Origin of the sequence: Phyllobacterium ifriqiyense (genome assembly GCF_030817885.1) — a bacterium.
Taxonomy (GTDB): Bacteria; Pseudomonadota; Alphaproteobacteria; order Rhizobiales; family Rhizobiaceae; genus Phyllobacterium; species Phyllobacterium ifriqiyense.
In genome coordinates this window covers 2,286,610-2,302,838 of the sequence record NZ_JAUSZT010000003.1, presented here as the reverse complement: position 1 = coordinate 2,302,838, position 16,229 = coordinate 2,286,610, and the positions used below count along the sequence as shown (strand labels likewise).

At 52.7% G+C, this 16,229-nt stretch carries 16 protein-coding genes, 2 tRNA genes and 1 pseudogene; 7 read left to right on the top strand and 12 right to left on the bottom strand.

What is annotated here, in order from left to right:
• Positions 1 to 2: 2 nt before the first annotated feature.
• From QFZ34_RS18835 to QFZ34_RS18825, 3 genes are all read right to left on the bottom strand, one after another.
• Entirely contained in the window at positions 3 to 1,196 is a 1,194-nt protein-coding gene (locus QFZ34_RS18835; RefSeq protein ID WP_307284121.1) for an amino acid ABC transporter permease, read from the bottom strand.
• Positions 1,197 to 1,302: 106 nt separating this feature from the next.
• Positions 1,303 to 2,331 carry an amino acid ABC transporter substrate-binding protein gene (locus tag QFZ34_RS18830; protein WP_115051751.1) on the bottom strand — a complete coding sequence of 343 codons (1,029 nt, stop codon included), beginning with the start codon at positions 2,329 to 2,331 and terminating at the stop codon, positions 1,303 to 1,305.
• A 393-nt stretch (positions 2,332 to 2,724) separates the two neighbouring features.
• On the bottom strand, positions 2,725 to 3,489 hold the full coding sequence (locus QFZ34_RS18825; RefSeq protein ID WP_307284116.1) for a phosphatase PAP2 family protein: 765 nt from the start codon (positions 3,487 to 3,489) through the stop codon (positions 2,725 to 2,727).
• Between the two features lie 95 nt (positions 3,490 to 3,584).
• On the opposite strand from QFZ34_RS18825, the gene QFZ34_RS18820 reads away from it, so the two are divergent.
• Together QFZ34_RS18820 and copM are read left to right on the top strand one after the other, a co-directional pair.
• Positions 3,585 to 4,754 (top strand): cystathionine beta-lyase, encoded by a 1,170-nt coding sequence (locus tag QFZ34_RS18820; RefSeq protein WP_115051754.1) that lies wholly within the window; start codon positions 3,585 to 3,587, stop codon positions 4,752 to 4,754.
• Positions 4,755 to 4,831: 77 nt separating this feature from the next.
• On the top strand, positions 4,832 to 5,218 hold the full coding sequence (copM, locus tag QFZ34_RS18815) for a CopM family metallochaperone (protein ID WP_115051755.1): 387 nt from the start codon (positions 4,832 to 4,834) through the stop codon (positions 5,216 to 5,218).
• Positions 5,219 to 5,302: 84 nt separating this feature from the next.
• On the opposite strand, the gene QFZ34_RS18810 is transcribed toward copM, so the two are convergent.
• Complete coding sequence (locus QFZ34_RS18810) at positions 5,303 to 5,641, bottom strand: BRA0787 family protein (RefSeq protein WP_115051756.1); 339 nt, start codon at positions 5,639 to 5,641, stop codon at positions 5,303 to 5,305.
• A 499-nt stretch (positions 5,642 to 6,140) separates the two neighbouring features.
• Here QFZ34_RS18810 and QFZ34_RS18805 point away from each other — a divergent pair, with 499 nt between their 5' ends.
• Positions 6,141 to 6,473, top strand: coding sequence for a hypothetical protein (locus QFZ34_RS18805; protein ID WP_162802409.1), 333 nt, complete (start codon positions 6,141 to 6,143; stop codon positions 6,471 to 6,473).
• A gap of 667 nt (positions 6,474 to 7,140) precedes the next feature.
• On the opposite strand, the gene QFZ34_RS18800 is transcribed toward QFZ34_RS18805, so the two are convergent.
• Positions 7,141 to 8,127, bottom strand: a complete 987-nt coding sequence (locus tag QFZ34_RS18800) for an MlaD family protein (RefSeq protein WP_307284109.1) — start codon at positions 8,125 to 8,127, stop codon at positions 7,141 to 7,143.
• A 19-nt stretch (positions 8,128 to 8,146) separates the two neighbouring features.
• A complete protein-coding gene (locus tag QFZ34_RS18795) occupies positions 8,147 to 8,299 on the bottom strand; it encodes a hypothetical protein (protein ID WP_307284107.1) in 153 nt (50 codons plus the stop codon).
• 107 nt (positions 8,300 to 8,406) lie between these two features.
• Between QFZ34_RS18795 and QFZ34_RS18790 the strand changes: the two genes are divergently transcribed.
• The gene (locus QFZ34_RS18790; protein WP_307286484.1) at positions 8,407 to 9,039 is read left to right on the top strand and encodes a LysE family translocator; all 633 of its coding nucleotides are present in this window, start codon (positions 8,407 to 8,409) and stop codon (positions 9,037 to 9,039) included.
• Positions 9,040 to 9,352: 313 nt separating this feature from the next.
• Positions 9,353 to 9,595: a hypothetical protein gene (locus QFZ34_RS18785; RefSeq protein WP_115051760.1), complete on the top strand. Its 243-nt coding sequence runs from the start codon at positions 9,353 to 9,355 to the stop codon at positions 9,593 to 9,595.
• Positions 9,596 to 9,624: 29 nt separating this feature from the next.
• Here QFZ34_RS18785 and QFZ34_RS18780 read toward each other — a convergent pair.
• The 5 genes from QFZ34_RS18780 to QFZ34_RS18760 all read right to left on the bottom strand — a co-directional run bounded on the left by QFZ34_RS18780 (position 9,625) and on the right by QFZ34_RS18760 (position 12,229).
• Positions 9,625 to 9,701: transfer RNA gene (locus tag QFZ34_RS18780), tRNA-Arg, on the bottom strand.
• 13 nt (positions 9,702 to 9,714) lie between these two features.
• A complete protein-coding gene (locus QFZ34_RS18775) occupies positions 9,715 to 10,020 on the bottom strand; it encodes an ETC complex I subunit (RefSeq protein WP_307284099.1) in 306 nt (101 codons plus the stop codon).
• Between the two features lie 75 nt (positions 10,021 to 10,095).
• Positions 10,096 to 10,172 (bottom strand) — tRNA-Pro (locus tag QFZ34_RS18770).
• 124 nt (positions 10,173 to 10,296) lie between these two features.
• A complete protein-coding gene (gene hdaA, locus QFZ34_RS18765) occupies positions 10,297 to 10,989 on the bottom strand; it encodes a DnaA regulatory inactivator HdaA (RefSeq protein ID WP_115051762.1) in 693 nt (230 codons plus the stop codon).
• 34 nt (positions 10,990 to 11,023) lie between these two features.
• A complete protein-coding gene (locus QFZ34_RS18760) occupies positions 11,024 to 12,229 on the bottom strand; it encodes an AI-2E family transporter (RefSeq protein WP_370878816.1) in 1,206 nt (401 codons plus the stop codon).
• A 152-nt stretch (positions 12,230 to 12,381) separates the two neighbouring features.
• Between QFZ34_RS18760 and purM the strand changes: the two are divergent.
• Both purM and purN read left to right on the top strand, forming a co-directional pair.
• Positions 12,382 to 13,459 (top strand): annotated as a pseudogene (gene purM / locus QFZ34_RS18755) (phosphoribosylformylglycinamidine cyclo-ligase).
• Positions 13,456 to 14,082, top strand: coding sequence for a phosphoribosylglycinamide formyltransferase (purN, locus tag QFZ34_RS18750; RefSeq protein ID WP_307284091.1), 627 nt, complete (start codon positions 13,456 to 13,458; stop codon positions 14,080 to 14,082). Before purM ends, purN begins: the two are co-directional and overlap by 4 nt.
• 25 nt (positions 14,083 to 14,107) lie before the next feature.
• Here purN and QFZ34_RS18745 read toward each other — a convergent pair whose 3' ends face one another.
• Positions 14,108 to 16,216: a molybdopterin oxidoreductase family protein gene (locus QFZ34_RS18745; RefSeq protein WP_307284088.1), complete on the bottom strand. Its 2,109-nt coding sequence runs from the start codon at positions 16,214 to 16,216 to the stop codon at positions 14,108 to 14,110.
• Positions 16,217 to 16,229 lie beyond the last annotated feature (13 nt).

Sequence of the window (16,229 nt, the reverse complement as noted above, 5' to 3'; positions counted from 1 at the left end):
GATCAGCGCTCCACCAGTGCCATTTTGGCGTTGTACCAATTCATGAACAGCGACGTCAGAATACTGAGGCTCAAGTAAACGATCATGAAAATAACGACCACTTCAAGCGAGCGGCCCGTCTGGTTCAGGATCGTTCCCCCGACGGCAAAGAGATCCGGATAACCGGCTGCAATCGCGAGTGAGGAGTTCTTGGTCAGATTCAGATATTGGCTGGCCAGCGGCGGCGTGATGATGCGCATTGCCTGTGGCACAACAACAAGCCGTGTTGTCGTGCCTGCACGTAAGCCTAGAGCATGGGCAGCTTCACTCTGTCCCTTGCCAACACCACGAATGCCGGCCCGGACGATCTCGGCGATAAAGGCCGCCGTATAGAACGACAGAGCCAGATAGAGCGAGATAAACTCAGGTCCGACCTGCGAGCCACCTTTCAGATTGAAGGCGCCAAGGATTGGATAGTCCAACGTCATGGGAAAGCCTTTGACGGCCAGCGCCAACAACGGCAGACCGACAATGAGGGCAATCGCTGTCAGACCAACCGGAAACGGCTGACCTGTTGCCATCTGACGCTTATGGGCCCAGCGTCGAACCAGCAAAGTCGCCACGACAGCTATCAGGAAAGCGACACCCGCCAGCCAGGCACCCTCACCCATAATCAATGACGGAACATAAAATCCGCGATTGTTCAGATATGTCCCAAAAGGCAGAGCTATACTTTGGCGTGCCTGGGGTAACACAGCAAGCACACCGGAATACCAGAAGAAAATAACCAGAAGCGGCGGAACATTGCGGAAAAGCTCCACATAAACCGTACAAATCTTGCGGATAAGCCAGTTATGCGAAAGCCGGCCAATACCGATAATGAAGCCGATAATGGTTGCAGTGATGATACCCGCAATCGCCACAGTCAGCGTATTCAGAATGCCGACCAGAAGCGCCTTGGCAAAAGTTGAATCACTGGAATAGGAGACATACGGACTGCTGCTGATATCAAAACCAGCGCGGCCATCGAGAAAGCCGAAACCTGTAGCGAGCCGCGCGCGCTGAAGATTGGCGATGGTGTTGTTAACGATCCAGTACCCCAGCACAACGATGATAAGCAGTGCTAAAGCCTGAAAAAGATAACCACGGAATTTTGGGTCGTTTAAAAGCGAAACTTTGCCGCTATCTGTGCCAGGCGAAATATCCTGCGATGCCATTGGCCCCTCATTTCTGCTAAGTTCTTGTTCTTATTATTTTTATTATTATAGTAAATTGAGAGGAGGCCAGCGCCCCCTCTCCGATTTCATCATTAGCTATATGCGATTAGCGAATTGGCATCGCGTATTGCAAGCCACCCTTGGTCCACTGAGCATTGATGCCGCGGGCAATCTTGAGCGGGCTACCGGAACCGAGATTCTTTTCGAAAATCTCGCCGTAATTGCCAACTGCCTTGACGATGTTGATAACCCAATCATTGGTCAAACCGAGGTCTGTACCGAGCTTGGTATTGGCTTCCTGACCAAGGATACGCTTGACTTCAGGGTTTTCACCATTCTTCAACTCTTCGACATTGGCCTGGGTGATGCCGAATTCTTCAGCAGTCAACAGGGCGTAATGAGTCCAGCGAATGATATCGGCCCATTGTGGATCGCCCTGACGGACAACCGGTCCAAGTGGCTCCTTGGAAATGATTTCCGGCAGAACAACATGGTCATCAGGAGCAGTCAGCGCCAGACGATAGGCATAAAGACCAGACTGGTCGGTCGTGTAAGCATCGCAACGACCGGAATCATAGGCTGCGTTAACCTCTTCAACCTTTTCGAACACAACAGGATTGTATTCCATCTTGTTGGTACGGAAGTAATCAGCAAGGTTAAGCTCGGTCGTTGTGCCGGCCTGAACGCATACCGATGCGCCCGATAGCTGAAGCGCGGAGTTGATTCCCGAAAGCTTCTTCGCATTGATCATGAAGCCCTGGCCGTCATAATAATTGACGCCCGGGAAATCAAAACCCTGTGTATCGCGGCTGAGTGTCCATGTGGTGTTGCGAATCAACACGTCGATTTCGCCGGACTGCAGAGCAGGAAGACGATCCTTTGCAGACAAGGGCGTATATTTAACCTTGCTTGCATCGCCAAACACAGCAGCAGCAACAGCCTTACAATAGTCAACGTCAAAACCAGACCATTCGCCCTTGTCATTCGGCGCTGCAAAGCCAGGAAGACCTGTGTTAACGCCGCACTGCAAGAAGCCCTTCTTCTTTACATCTTCAAGCACTGTTGCTGAAGCGACGTTGGCAAGAAGGACCAACGCCGAAGCCGCCAGTACGCCCTTCAAAACAAGATTTTTCATAATTAATTTGCCCTTTGGTTGTTGTAGTCGTTCCCAGAGAGGTAAGTTTACATCGGTTTATTTACCCCAGCCCCGAAAAGGGCCCCAATGCCTCTCCCATTCACCTATCTATCGAAGGGCATTCTGAGGGTTTGGTCAAGGGAGAATATTTGCTCAATTTTGAAGCAAGAACGTCAAAATTGCTGCACGCGAAGCGAAAAACCGCTGATTTTCTACTCAGTTTTTCTTTTTTCGATGAAAACGGGCGCAAAATTTTCAAATTCGCGGCCAAAGCCGGAAATTCGGACTCAGTAGATCAGCACTGGATATTGCAAGCTCTCATTGGACCGCAAAGCACTCATGCCACGATGTATTTCCATGATGTTGTATGGAATCACTACTGCCGCAAAGTATTCACGAGCCTATAACCGGGAAAAACCGGCCCCGTTCACAACGAAAAATGACGTGGCGGCGAGCAAGAAATCTTGCCAGCGTTATCGCGACGAGGAAGCCGATACTATAGCCCGCCACGGTATCGGTCGGATAATGCGCCCGTGCAACGATTCGGGTAAAAGCGATGAACATAGTGGCAAGGATGATCGGAACCCGCCAGCGGGGAAACCATAAAGCCAGTATCGCCCCGACAGCCCCCATGGTGGTTGAATGGCCGGAAGGAAAGCTGGCAAGATCATCACCACCTGCAAATGGAGAAAAATGACCCGTGCCAAGCGTATCAATGAAGGGTGGGCGGGCTCTACCGATAAAGAATTTGGCGATAGCGGTACATGTTCCGGCCAGAGAGATTGCCCAAAAGGCATAGGTTGCCTGCGTGTAAACGAGATGCAGCCGCTTTCGCCGAGGGACTGGCAAATGCTGCCAATCAATCGCGATCAGGCAGACAATGATAATGAAGGCCGGAATTACATACCATTTTGACAGTCCGATATCTGTAATCAAGCGCAGATTGCGTAGATCACTGTCCGGCGATGTGAACATGCGCGACAAATACTCGTCATAAGGATGCAGTGACAGTACAAGAAAGACGATCAACGCGACCGCCATGGACATCGATCTCGTCCAAGCCGCCGCTCCATCCGGATGTGGACGCGCGGTGACGACATGCAAATAGCGGGCAAGAGAACGATTCAATCGTTGCGCGATGGACGATGTATCAGCCAATCAAAAATCCTTCTCCTGTTGCAACCGTCATGCAGTGCGATTATCGACGTAACCCTACAAGCCTAAAATTAAGCCGATAATTTGGAGGACCTGTCATGGATAAGCAATCTCGTTCAAAACTTGGGATAAATACGAGACTTGCACATGGCGGCTATGATCCCACCGACTATCATGGTTTCGTCAACCCGCCGGTCGTGCATGCTTCAACCGTGCTGTTTCCGGACGCGCAGACCATGGCAACGGGGAATCAACCCTACACATATGCCACCCACGGAACACCGACCACAGACGCGCTTTGCCGCGCTATCGACGAGCTTGAGGGATCGGCTGGCACGCTGCTCGTTCCATCCGGCCTATTGGCGGTAACGCTGCCACTTTTGGCCTTCCTTTCGCCGGGTGATCATCTTCTGATGGTCGATAGTTGCTACGGCAATACACATTATTTTTGCAACACAACGTTGAAAAGACTGGGTGTTGAAGTCGAATATTACGATCCGCTCATCGGTGCCGGCATTGAAAAGCTGATTAAGCCAAACACCAAAGTGGTCTTCACCGAATCGCCCGGCTCAAACACGTTCGAGATGCAGGATATTCCGGCAATTGCCGAAAAGGCACACGCAGCCGGGGCCGTGGTTATGATGGACAATACCTGGGCAACACCGATTCATTTCAAGGCCTTGGACTACGGCGTTGATATTTCGATTCACGCCGTGACCAAATATCCCTCCGGCCATGCGGATATTTTAATGGGCACAGTCTCCGCCAATGAAAAACACTTCAAGACATTGGAGCAGACCTATACGGCGCTGGGTCTATGCGTCAGTGGAGATGATGCCTATCAGGTTCTGCGCGGCTTGCGGACCATGGGGCTGCGGATGGAACGGCACGCAGAAAATGCGCTGGCAATTGCCGAATGGCTGGAAAAGCAGGATGGCGTTCTGGAAGTTCTGCATCCGGCCCTGCCAAGTCATGCGGGACACGAAATTTACAAGCGCGACTTTACGGGCGGCGGCGGCGTTTTTTCGATTGTCATTGAGGGCGGCAAGGCACAGGCGCACGCTTTTCTGGATGCGCTTGAGATATTCGGCCTGGGCTATTCATGGGGCGGTTTTGCAAGTCTGGCTGTTCATGTCCGGCTCAACGACAGGCAGATCACCGGCAAGAACTATGCAGGGACCGTTATCCGGTTGCAGATCGGCTTGGAAGACAAGGAAGATTTGATTGCCGATATTGCCAAAGGATTAGCGGCCGCGCGCGCCGCATAACCCGAAGTTGATTTCAATGTGATGAGCAACGGCTGTTATCAAACAGCGCCACTATCATTTAGATGAAAGACTGAATCATGACTTTGAAACTCATCCGAAATGCTGCCCTCATCTGCCTCGTCGCTTTTGCCTCGCCTGCTTTGGCGCAGGAGCATAGCGGGCACGAGGCCATGAAACAGGATTCCATGAAGGCGCAGAAGGGTGATCAGTCCCCCTCCTCAAAAGCGTTCGTGGAAGCCAATACGAAAATGCACAAGGATATGGCCATCGAGTTCACAGGCAATGCCGATAAGGATTTCGTTCTCGGAATGATTGCCCACCACCAAGGTGCGATCGACATGGCAAAGGTTGAACTCGAATATGGCAAGGACGCCGAAATCCGCAAACTGGCGGAAACGATCATTGCCGCTCAGGAAGGCGAAATCAAAGACATGAAAGCCTGGCTGGAGAAAAATGGCGGCTAATAGCTGATCCTTTCAGCGACATAAGAAAACACCCGCTGGTCTGGATTGACCGGCGGGTGTTTTTACGCAAACTGTCGGTTTAGCCTATTGGCGTATTTCATTGCTTGCAGCGCGCTTCTGCAGGCAGAGTTCCCAAAGGCTGTAGGCGGCATCGGCATAAGTCGATGTACCGGCTTTGAATTCGGCTGAACGCAAAGGCAAAAGATCCTCCACGACAGCCAGTGTGCGCGCTGGGAGTATATCCGTACAGGTTCCCAAACGCCGGAACACAGTGCTGATAGCAACCTGTCTCTCATTGACGTCTATTACGGGTTCGTCCCTGCCGAGTTCCCAGTCTTCCAAGGCGTCAATCGCGTCCTGAAAGGCGTTATGCAAGATGATAGGCGCATGGCCTTCATGAAGTGGGTGCAGCAAACCAGGCATTCCTGTCTCCTCACTTTTGTGTTGCACTGCCGGGGGCTCCCGGAAACAGAATCATACGTGCGACATGCCATGGACCGCAAGCCAAAACTGTTAATCCATACTTATTCAATCGAGTTTTTTAATTAAATCAAACGATAGCACTGGGCTTACTGTTCATTATTAATCTGCACTCTCATTTAATTTTGCCAAAAGCCTAATATTATTGAGTTTTCCTTCTCGACCCGCCAAATAATTCAATCGTTTAGACTGAGTGTGACGATGTTTAAAGAAATGCGGGGGCTTTATACTCTTGAGTTGACGGGTAAGCGATCTGACCCAGCGAAGGATCAACCAGTGGCTTTCCGCTGCGGGATCGATTTATGCACCAAGCGAGATCGTGTTTCCGGCACATACGCAACCATAACTGGTAATTTGATGCAGATTACCCGCGTTTCGCCTTGCCAAAACAAACTCATTGCCCCATTCATGTCCCGCTGCCCACCATCGAGGATATTGGCATATGAGAACGAGGCTCTTTCCAGTAATCATGTTCACCGCCCTGCTTGCAGGTTGCGGGAATATCCAGGGACAGCTTGATAACGAGAAAATTTCGTCGCTGCGCTATGACACGGTTCAATGCCCGGCCCTGATCGCGCAACGCAGCCAGGCCATGGCGGAAGTCAGCCGCCTTACCAATGGCCAAGGCTATCAGGACCCGGACGTGATTGTCGGTCTTGGTCCCGTCCTGCCGGATTATCGTACCGAAAATCAGAAAAAGGCCGGAGCGCTGCAAGGTCAGATTGAGTCGATGAGCCGTTCGATTGATCGCAGAAAGTGCGGAGCGCCAGCCTAAAGCTTCCCAGCCGTGTCTGCCTATACCGCTATCACAGCATGTTGAATGTATCGGCCGGCGCTGATCGATCCCTTATGTCAAAATTTATTGTGCCAATAATTAATTGGGCGTATCCTGCTTGTTCGGGTGGAGAGTACCGGCTTAAACCGGCTAATATTTACTCTTCTTCAGGGAGTGACAAACATGGGAGAAGTGACCCTTCATACGCCCCATAATGCAAGCTGCGCGACCCCACAAATATTGCAGAAGGTTCGCTCGGAAATGCCTACCAAGCCGGCTAGCAGCAATAAGCTGTCGGATATATTGAAACGCGCCAAAGGTGGTTTCACTCACCGGCGTTTCAAGCAGCATTCTAAATAATTATAGGTGCTTGTGGCGCATACGCTTCAAGGAGCATTGTGATATATTATAGAAGCGTGCGCTGTGCGGCTTGGTTTGCGCGGCGCATCTTTCTATTTCGACGTATTTGTTAGCTGTAATACCTACGGATAGGCAGCTTTGAAGCCATGATGGACGAGGGTGACAAAGAAAAAGACGATTATGCGCCCTACCTGACGCCGGTTTGGGGCTATCTCATTCTTTTTCTTATTATCATCCCCATCGTATTATATCTGGGCCACCAATATGGCGGATACTGGAATTCTTTTAATCAGCCCTAACCTTTCGGTCAGCGCTTTGGTGTATATTCCGGAACGGTATCGTCCTCGCCAAAAAGCAACTTTTGCGGATCGTCCTGGAAGTTTGTAACGCCCCTCTCAATACGCTCAACAGCACGACGGCTTTCAGAAATCACTTTCTGGGCGTTGCGGAGCTTGTCACCGGTCAGAGTGTCAAGATTGCCTGCAATCGCTTGCAGGCGCGCATCCAGTTCCTTTGCCTGTTTCTGATAATCCTCAAGTTTGCCGCGTATTTCGCTGACCATGCTGTCCTTGTCATTGGAAAGCTGTTTATCAACCTTTAGCAAAGTCTCATCGACCTTCGTGGACGCCTTGTTGACGCGCGAAATTACATCGCGCGCATCATGCATTGTTGTTTCCAGCTTTTGCGCTTTGCGGCCGTATTCATCAATGGTTTCAGTGCTGCTGGCCAAATCTTCGGAAAAAGCCTTGGCGCTGCGAACGCTTTCAAGCAATGGGCCCCGCGCCTGTTCTATGTAGCGCTCGGTAACGTCAGTTGCCTTGTCCACACGCTCGATCCAGTCCTGCGCGGTCTGGACAAGCGTTTTCAACGAACTTGGATCGACATCGACGCGTGCAACCGTGTCCTCCTTGGCAGCTTCTTCAAGCAGCTTTGGCTCATAGGACTTGCCTCCGGTAAGCTCGATACGTGCAGCGCCAGCAAGTATTTCGAAAGCCAAGGTTGCCACTGTTGAGCGGGTGATCGGCGTCGTGGAAGCAATTTCAGTCTGAACGATAACCGCATCAGGATTTTCCTGATCAATAAAAAGCCTGCTTACCCCACCAACTTTCAGGCCATTGAAGAAAACCGGGCTTTTGACGGTAAGACCAGTCACAGAGCCTGGAACTCTGATTTCAAGCGTGCTCGTATCGCGCCGCTCGCCATAACGGCCGATCCAGTAAAAGAACCCCGCCGCCAGAAGCGCCACCACGACCGTAAAGACCGCCACGATAAAGTAATTGGCTTTGGTTTCCATGTATTATCTGGCAACTCCGTCATTCATCGGTCAGCATTACCGCTTTAAGCCACGGCAAATCAATGGCGAAGGACACCGGAGCGCGTTCTTGCTCAAATAGTATCGTTCTGCCGGAGAGCTTGCGCACCCTGTTGAAGACTTCAATTCTCCCGACATCGATAAGTTCCGACATGGCGGCGCTGGTGGTTTTGCAAACAGGAAGCGTTGTGGCTGGCTTAATTTTATGTTGATGGCGGGCAAGAATGAGGTCACCATGTTCTGACGTATGGGGGATAGATGATGACAAGTTTGACGATTTTGGCTTTCGCATTGGTGGCGTTCATAGGCATAGCCACGCCGGGGCCGACAGTATTACTGGCACTGACCAATGGTTCGCGCTACGGCCTTCGAACAGCAAGCGTGGGCATGGTGGGAGCAGTTCTTTCAGACTTCGTGCTCATCGGGGCAGTGGCCCTTGGCTTGGGCGCGCTTTTGACTGCATCCGAATTCTGGTTTTCCGTGGTCAAATGGATAGGCGTTGGATACCTGACCTTCCTCGGGATCATGCTTTTGCGGTCCAGAGGAACGCTCGAGGTTACGAATTCGCATAGGGAGGCTGGCGGAGGCCCCTCTTCCCGCTCGGTGCTCCTCAAGAGCTTCTTTGTCGCTATTACCAATCCCAAGGGTTACCTGTTCTTTTCGGCGTTCCTGCCTCAATTCGTTGTGCTTGATCAGCCCCAATTTCCACAATATCTGGCGCTGGCACTGACCTTTGCAATGATCGACGCCATTGTCATGTTTGGCTATGCACTGCTTGGGTCACGCGCGGTCAAGCTGTTGAAGCAATCAGGCGCATTGTGGCTGGACCGGATTTGTGGCGGCGCATTGCTGGCCCTTGCCGGGTCTCTCGCCTTCTACCGACGCGCAAGCTGACGCGAAACGCCGTTTTCATGGTACTTCATAAAGGCGATTCCTGGGGAATGCGCTCTATAGCGCAGCAATGCAAGCGGCAGGACATTGTGAAAATGGGGTTAAATAAACCTCGACATGGAATGCATACAATTTTAAGTATTATGACAACAGCTTTCACCTCGCCTTGATATTCATCAAGGTACCCAGGAGGAAATTGTCATATCGAGGTGGGCGGGGGATCTGCGTTCGCAGGCAGACCGGTGCAATGACATCAATATCCGTGTCATGCGCAGAATCGATTATATTGGATAATGGATTTTCTCGGAGCCGTTATATGGGAATTATGCATAGCGAGTTTGTTGAAAGACTGAGAAAAGCCGTCCGGGAACACGAGGAGCGGATTATCCGTTTGGAAAGCGGCCAAGAAAAAGTATTTCGATCGTCTCGCGACGGGCAAAAAGAAGATATATCTTTACAGACAGCAGATCATTATCGGCGGCTATCGCATCATTTACGAGAAATAATATCGCGGCACGATCAGAAAAACGGCCTTATTGCCGAGCCCAAAGAAACCTGAACATCCATAAATATTGAATTTTGAAGAAGTGGCGATCCCGACTGGATTCGAACCAGTGACCGTCGGCTTAGAAGGCCGGTGCTCTATCCAGCTGAGCTACGGGACCAATCTGTTGTAAATCAATGCGTCCAAGGCTGCATGCGGTCGAATCGGAAGTTCTCCGAATAGGATACAACGCGACGGCGTGTTTCCTTCGGTTCCTGCACCGAATAGGCAATGCCATTCTTTTGGGCGTAAGCTATTGCCTCATCCTTGGTTTCAAAGGAAAGGCGGATCTGGCTCTTCATATCGCCCGATGAGGTATAACCCATAAGCGGCTCAACCTTACGTGGTTGTTCCGGCTCAAACTCAAGCATCCAGGCCTCGGTTTTGGCCTTGCCGGACTGCATTGCGGTTTTTGCGGGGCGATAAATGCGCGCGGCCATTGAAGAAATCCTTTTGTCTGCAATTCCGATATATTACAGGCTTTGCTTCAGTTCCAGCAGCAATCGTCGTTGAAGTGGTCGGAGCGGAGAGATTCGAACTCCCGACCCTCTGGTCCCAAACCAGATGCGCTACCAGGCTGCGCTACGCTCCGTGTTCTTCAACGGTTGCCTGACTAGAGTTTCCGGAGACGAGAAGCAAGCTATAAATTCAACAAATCCAATAAAAAACTGAACCGTGCCGGAAGGTCGCAGGTTTGACAGCGGTTTTGGCAGCGCTCAGAGGTCGAAAGCCGCCTGCCCTTCGTCCAATGCTGTAACGACCCCCGCCGCCAGAGCGCGGGTTATCTTGGATTTTTTCTCAAGGGCGGCACGGTCGAGTCGCTCCACCACCCGATTCGCGGTCGAGAGCGACCGTTCAATGTGGCTGACCAGGAAACCAATGACATTCGGGTCCACGGCAATCTGGCGATCTGCGAAAAGCTTATAGAGTACGCCGGAGAGCAGCAGATCATCCGGCTCGCCAATCTCGACGGTGGTAGCGGCCTTCAGGCGCGATGCAAGATCCGGCAGGGTTACAGGCCAATTTGCCGGCCAGATGCGCGAGGTCATCAAAAGACTGCTGCCGCTTTGTCGGACATTATTGATCAAATGGAACAAAGCGGACTCATCGATTGGTCCTGTTCCTATATCATCGATCAAAAAAGGCCCGGTTTGACCAGCGGCGGCAGCAATATTGCGCGCATCGATGACCATTGCGTTCGATTCCGCCTTCCAGACAGCTGCAAGATGGGTTTTACCGGAGCCTGTCGGGCCCGCCAGTATGACAACCGGTGAAATCCAGTTTGGCCATCGATCCACAATGTCGACAGCGGCCATGTTGGTGCCGGAAACAATGAGATCGTCGCGGGAGTAGCCAGGCTCGTGACCAAGGTCCAGCGGCAGTTGGCGGGGCTTTGTCGTGTCATTCATGGCGCGAACAAATACAACCTAGCTCGGCGCACTGTCACCTGATTTGTTTTGTCTCGTCGGTTTTGCGGAAATCGCCTGTGTAGAGCGGGGATTGCTGATAACGATTGATGACAAACCGCACCAGCACACCAATAGCGGCGGCAGTTGGCACGGCAATCAGCATGCCTGTGAACCCCATGAGCGAGCCGAAGGCAAAAAGCGCAAACATCAGCCAGACAGGATGCAAGCCAACAGACTGACCAACCAGCTTTGGCTGCAGGATATTGCCTTCGATGAACTGGCCGATACCAAATGCGATCGCGACACCGACGATACCGCCCCATTCCGGCCAGAACTGCACCAATGCCACACAGAGGGCCAATACCAGACCAACCAGCGATCCAACATAGGGTATGAAGCTGATGAGGCCTGCGAAAAGCCCGATGAGCAGCCCGAAATTAAGACCAACAACAGTAAGGCCGACTGCGTAAATCATCCCGAGCAACAGACAGACGGTGCCCTGCCCGCGCACAAAACCGGCAATAGCCTTGTTCATGTCAGTAGCGATGCCGCGCACTGTATAGAGGTGATCGCGGGGCACCAGCTGGTCGATCTTCGAAACCATGCGATCCCAGTCAAGCAGCATGTAAAACGCCACCACAGGCGTCACCACGAAGAGTGCAACAACATCAATAAGCGTCTTGCCCGAACTCCAGATCGATTGCAGCAAGGTAGTGAGGAAGCCAGCACCCTGCTGAAGCAGCGAATCGAGGCTGTTGCGGATAACGGAAGCATCAACGCCTATGAAATCCTTGAGCCACTGCGAATCCCGGCTGGCGATCAGCTCCTGGAGCCGCGAGACATAACTTGGCAGCCGCGCGATGAAATCGCTCATCTGCGATGCCAGGACGGGCACGAGAATGATCAGCAACACCGTGAACGTGACAATGAAGAGGACAAGGATAACAACGGTTGCAAGCAGACGCGACAGACCAAGGCGCTGTAACCTGTCAGCGACGGGATCAAGAAAGTAAGCCAACACCATGCCAGCAACGAACGGCAACAGGATTGAGGAAAATACAAACAGGAACAGCGCAAACACGACCATCGCAGCAGTCCAGAAAATGGCCTGACGACGGAAACTGCTGGTAAGTGAATTTAGCTGCACCTCGACATGGATATCCTTGTCGGGAATCTCCACGGGAACGGGAGGTTTTTTTGTCGTTACAGCCTTGCCCGGAGTTTTGCTCATAACCGCCATTCTCGTTTTTCAGTCTGGAGATAGGCAGTCAGTAGAGGTGCGGTCAAGGCTCTAACTGTCAATAAGTGGCGTTTTATAGCCCCTTGCGGCACTCAGACCTTGCAGCTTGGTCAGAGTCGTGTCATTTCGCGGGCAATAATCTGGAGTTGACCATGAGCACCGAAGAACAGCCCGGCAAGAATGGCCTTACCTATGCGCAGGCCGGTGTCGACATCGATGCAGGCAATTTGCTTGTCGAAAAAATCAAGCCGCTGGTGCGTTCAACACGCCGCCCGGGCGCAGATGGCGAAATCGGCGGCTTTGGCGGTCTTTTCGATCTAAAGGCCGCGGGTTTCAAGGACCCTGTACTGGTTGCAGCCAATGATGGCGTGGGCACGAAGCTCAAGATCGCCATTGATGCGGGTGTTCATGACACTGTGGGGATAGATCTCGTCGCAATGTGCGTCAACGATCTGGTCGTACAGGGAGCCGAACCGCTTTTCTTCCTCGACTATTTTGCCACGGGCAAGCTCGATCCCGATCAGGGCGCAGCCATTGTTGGCGGTATAGCTGAAGGCTGCCTGCAAGCTGGATGCGCGTTGATTGGCGGTGAAACGGCGGAAATGCCGGGCATGTACCGCGATGGCGACTATGATCTTGCGGGCTTTGCTGTTGGCGCGGCCGAGCGCAACCAGCTTTTGCCGACCGGCGATATAGAAGAAGGCGATATTATACTCGGCCTCGCATCTTCCGGCGTTCACTCCAACGGCTTTTCCCTGGTGCGGCGCATTGTTGAGCTTTCCAGTCTTGGTTGGGATGCAGATGCACCATTCGAAACCGGCAAGACGCTGGGACAGGCACTGCTGACGCCAACACGCATCTACGTGAAAGCGCTGCTTGCAGCGATCCGCGAGACCAATGCGATCAAGGCGCTGGCGCATATTACCGGTGGCGGTTTTCCAGATAATATCCCACGCGTGCTGCCGAAGAATCTGACGGCGAGCATCGATCTTTCTGCGATTAACGTGCCTGCGGTATTTTCATGGCTGGCAAAGACCGGCGGCGTGGAACGCGATGAGATGCTGCGCACATTCAATTGCGGCATCGGCATGATAGTCGTGGTTTCGCCGGAAACATGCCAATACTGTATTGGCCGCATTGAACGCACAAGGCGAAAAGACGGTACGGCTAGGCACAATGATTGCACGCGCCGAAAGCGGCGTTGTTTATCAGGGCGCATTGGCGTTGTGATCCAGGGCGCTGTGACCAAGAAACGCGTTGCAGTGCTGATTTCCGGGCGTGGCTCTAATATGAGCGCGCTTGTGGAGGCAGCCAAACATGCCGACTATCCGGCGGAAATCGTTGCGGTCATCGCCAACAAGGCGGATGCTGGCGGCCTGGAAGTAGCGCACTTGGAAGGCATCCCTGCAATTGCCATTCCTCACCGTGACTATGCGTCCAAGAGCGAGCATGAAGCAGCTGTCTGCGCAGCGCTTGTCGAAGCCAAAGCGGATATTGTCTGTCTGGCAGGCTATATGCGGATTATCTCACCCGAATTTGTCGCGCAATGGGAAGGGAAGATGCTCAACATTCACCCTTCTTTGCTGCCACTCTTCAAGGGCCTGCATACGCATGAGCAGGCGCTTGAAGCAGGCGTGCGCGTGCATGGTTGTACGGTGCATTTCGTCACTGCCGGTATGGATGACGGCCCAATCATTGCCCAGACCGCAGTGCCTGTGAAAACCGGCGATACACCGGATATGCTTGCTAAGCGTGTGCTTTCCGTAGAGCACGAGACCTATACCCGCGCGTTGGCGCTGGTTGCACAAGGCAAGGCCGTGATGAAAGATGGGCGGACGGTTTTTAGCGATTAGAACACCAAAGCTCTGTAGCAGGGCCTTATGTCGCCGCCTTCACCCAAACTTTGTTGTCGTGAAACGCCGCGCCGCCATAGGGTGCTGGTGCATCGGCGCCAGTGAGCACATTGATCCCTTCGCCGCGCTCAAAGGACGAATTGGCGAAGATTCCTTCTGAAATCACCACGCCGCGTTTTGTCAAAGGTTGAACACGCGCGTGAAGAATAACCTCACCGCGATCATTACCAATTTCCACACGGTCGCCCTCATGAATGCCGAGCATTTCCGCATCTTCCGGATGGATCAATAATTCAGGCCTGCGTTCCTTTTGAAGGGATGTCGGCGTTTCGGCAAAAGTCGAGTTGAGAAAATTATGCGCGGGCGACGTCGCCAGACGGAACGGATGTTTCTCGTCGGCCAGCTCAATGGATTGGAAATAATCGGGCCATTGCGGCAGGGTTTGGTAAGGCCCCTGCGGTCCCATGGATTGGGGTGGCCTGTTTGGCGATAGCGTTCCCGTCCAGTCAGGCTTGAAGCGGAATTTCCCATCGGGCCAGCTGAAGCCATTCTGATAATGCGCCGTTTCAAAGTCCGGCTGCACATCGAGCCAGCGCAATTTCTTGAGCATATCAAAGCCCGGCAGATTGCTGGAATGCATCATATTATCGATCAACGTCTTTTCGTCGAGGCCAAAGCCGGGGAGATCGCCAACGCCAAGACGATTAGCCAATTCATTGATAACAAACAGATTTGAGCGCGCTTCACCGGGTCCGTCAATCAGCTTTGGGCCAAGCACAATGTGCTGCTGGCCGCCGCCGCGATAAATATCGTCATGCTCCATGAACATCGTTGCTGGCAACACGACATCTGCCAGCTTGGCGGTGTCGGTCATGAATTGCTCATGCACAGCCATGAAAAAATCATCGCGCATCATGCCCTGCCGCACGAGGCGCTGTTCGGGTGCAACATTGGCCGGATTGGTATTTTGGACAAGCATCGCCATAACAGGCGGACCACCATAAAGCGCGCTCGGATCGCCGGTCAGCGCAGCGCCAATACGGCTTTGATCAATATGGCGGATGGAAGGGTCGGCAAAGGCGCGGCCTTCAATCTCCCGCTTGTCCATGCTGTAAATGCCGCCATTCGAATAGAATGCGCCGCCGCCTTCATATTTCCACGCGCCGGTGATGGCTGGAATTGACAAGGCGGCATGCATGTTAACGGAACCGTTACGTTGCCGGGTGAAGCCAAAGCCTAGCCGGAAGAAGGTCTTCTTGGTCGTTCCAACAAGTCTGGCGAATTCTTCAATTTCAGCGACTGCAAGCCCTGTGATGGCTGCCGCCCATTCGGGCCCGCGGCTTTGCAAATGCCGCTCCAGACCTTTTGGATCATCTGTATAAGCGTTTAGATAGTCCCAATCCGCCATGCCGTCGCGGAACAGAATGTGCATGACCGCGCATGCCAAGGCACCATCTGTGCCGGGTTTCAGCACAAGACCAAGATCAGCCTGCCGAACTGTTGCAGTTTCATAAATATCGATGGCAACGATCTTCGCACCGCGATCCTTGCGGGCACGGACGGCATGGGTCATAACATTGACCTGCGTTGCCGCAGCGTTCGTACCCCATATAACCACGCAATCGGATTTCGCCATCTCGCGCGGATCGACACCGGCTAGCTTCCCCGTTCCGGCATAAAATCCGGTCGTCGCGAGATTGGTGCAAATACTGTCGAATGTGTTGGTGTATTTCTTGGCGTGGCGAAGCCGGTGTACACTGTCGCGTTGGACCAGCCCCATTGTTCCAGCATAAATATAGGGCCAGATGCTTTCCGAGCCGTATTCGGTTTCAGCTTTGAGGAAGCGCTCCGCAATCAGATCAAGCGCTGCTTCCCAACTTGCCTCTTTCCAGATGCCCTCACCTTTTGCACCGCTGCGAACCAGCGGCTTCAACAGGCGATCCGGATGATGAATGCGCTCGGCATAACGTGCAACCTTGGCGCAGATTACGCCAGCCGTATAGCTGTTGTCCTTTGCACCGCGCACACGTCCAATCATGCCTGAATCGAGTATCTCGATATCAAGAGCGCAGGTTGACGGGCAATCATGAGGGCATGCGGAATGCCCTGTACGAAGAAGGACTGGTTTGTTCATAGCCCTCTAGGCA

Bases quoted from the DNA above. Each gene is read 5' to 3' on its own strand.
- QFZ34_RS18835 (WP_307284121.1), bottom strand. From the start codon at position 1,196: ATGGCATCGCAGGATATTTCGCCTGGCACAGATAGCGGCAAAGTTTCG.
- QFZ34_RS18830 (WP_115051751.1), bottom strand. From the start codon at position 2,331: ATGAAAAATCTTGTTTTGAAGGGCGTACTGGCGGCTTCGGCGTTGGTC.
- QFZ34_RS18820 (WP_115051754.1), top strand. From the start codon at position 3,585: ATGGATAAGCAATCTCGTTCAAAACTTGGGATAAATACGAGACTTGCA.
- copM (WP_115051755.1), top strand. From the start codon at position 4,832: ATGACTTTGAAACTCATCCGAAATGCTGCCCTCATCTGCCTCGTCGCT.
- QFZ34_RS18810 (WP_115051756.1), bottom strand. From the start codon at position 5,641: ATGCCTGGTTTGCTGCACCCACTTCATGAAGGCCATGCGCCTATCATC.
- QFZ34_RS18805 (WP_162802409.1), top strand. From the start codon at position 6,141: ATGAGAACGAGGCTCTTTCCAGTAATCATGTTCACCGCCCTGCTTGCA.
- QFZ34_RS18800 (WP_307284109.1), bottom strand. From the start codon at position 8,127: ATGGAAACCAAAGCCAATTACTTTATCGTGGCGGTCTTTACGGTCGTG.
- QFZ34_RS18795 (WP_307284107.1), bottom strand. From the start codon at position 8,299: ATGTCGGAACTTATCGATGTCGGGAGAATTGAAGTCTTCAACAGGGTG.
- QFZ34_RS18790 (WP_307286484.1), top strand. From the start codon at position 8,407: ATGACAAGTTTGACGATTTTGGCTTTCGCATTGGTGGCGTTCATAGGC.
- QFZ34_RS18785 (WP_115051760.1), top strand. From the start codon at position 9,353: ATGGGAATTATGCATAGCGAGTTTGTTGAAAGACTGAGAAAAGCCGTC.
- QFZ34_RS18775 (WP_307284099.1), bottom strand. From the start codon at position 10,020: ATGGCCGCGCGCATTTATCGCCCCGCAAAAACCGCAATGCAGTCCGGC.
- hdaA (WP_115051762.1), bottom strand. From the start codon at position 10,989: ATGAATGACACGACAAAGCCCCGCCAACTGCCGCTGGACCTTGGTCAC.
- QFZ34_RS18760 (WP_370878816.1), bottom strand. From the start codon at position 12,229: ATGGCGGTTATGAGCAAAACTCCGGGCAAGGCTGTAACGACAAAAAAA.
- QFZ34_RS18745 (WP_307284088.1), bottom strand. From the start codon at position 16,216: ATGAACAAACCAGTCCTTCTTCGTACAGGGCATTCCGCATGCCCTCAT.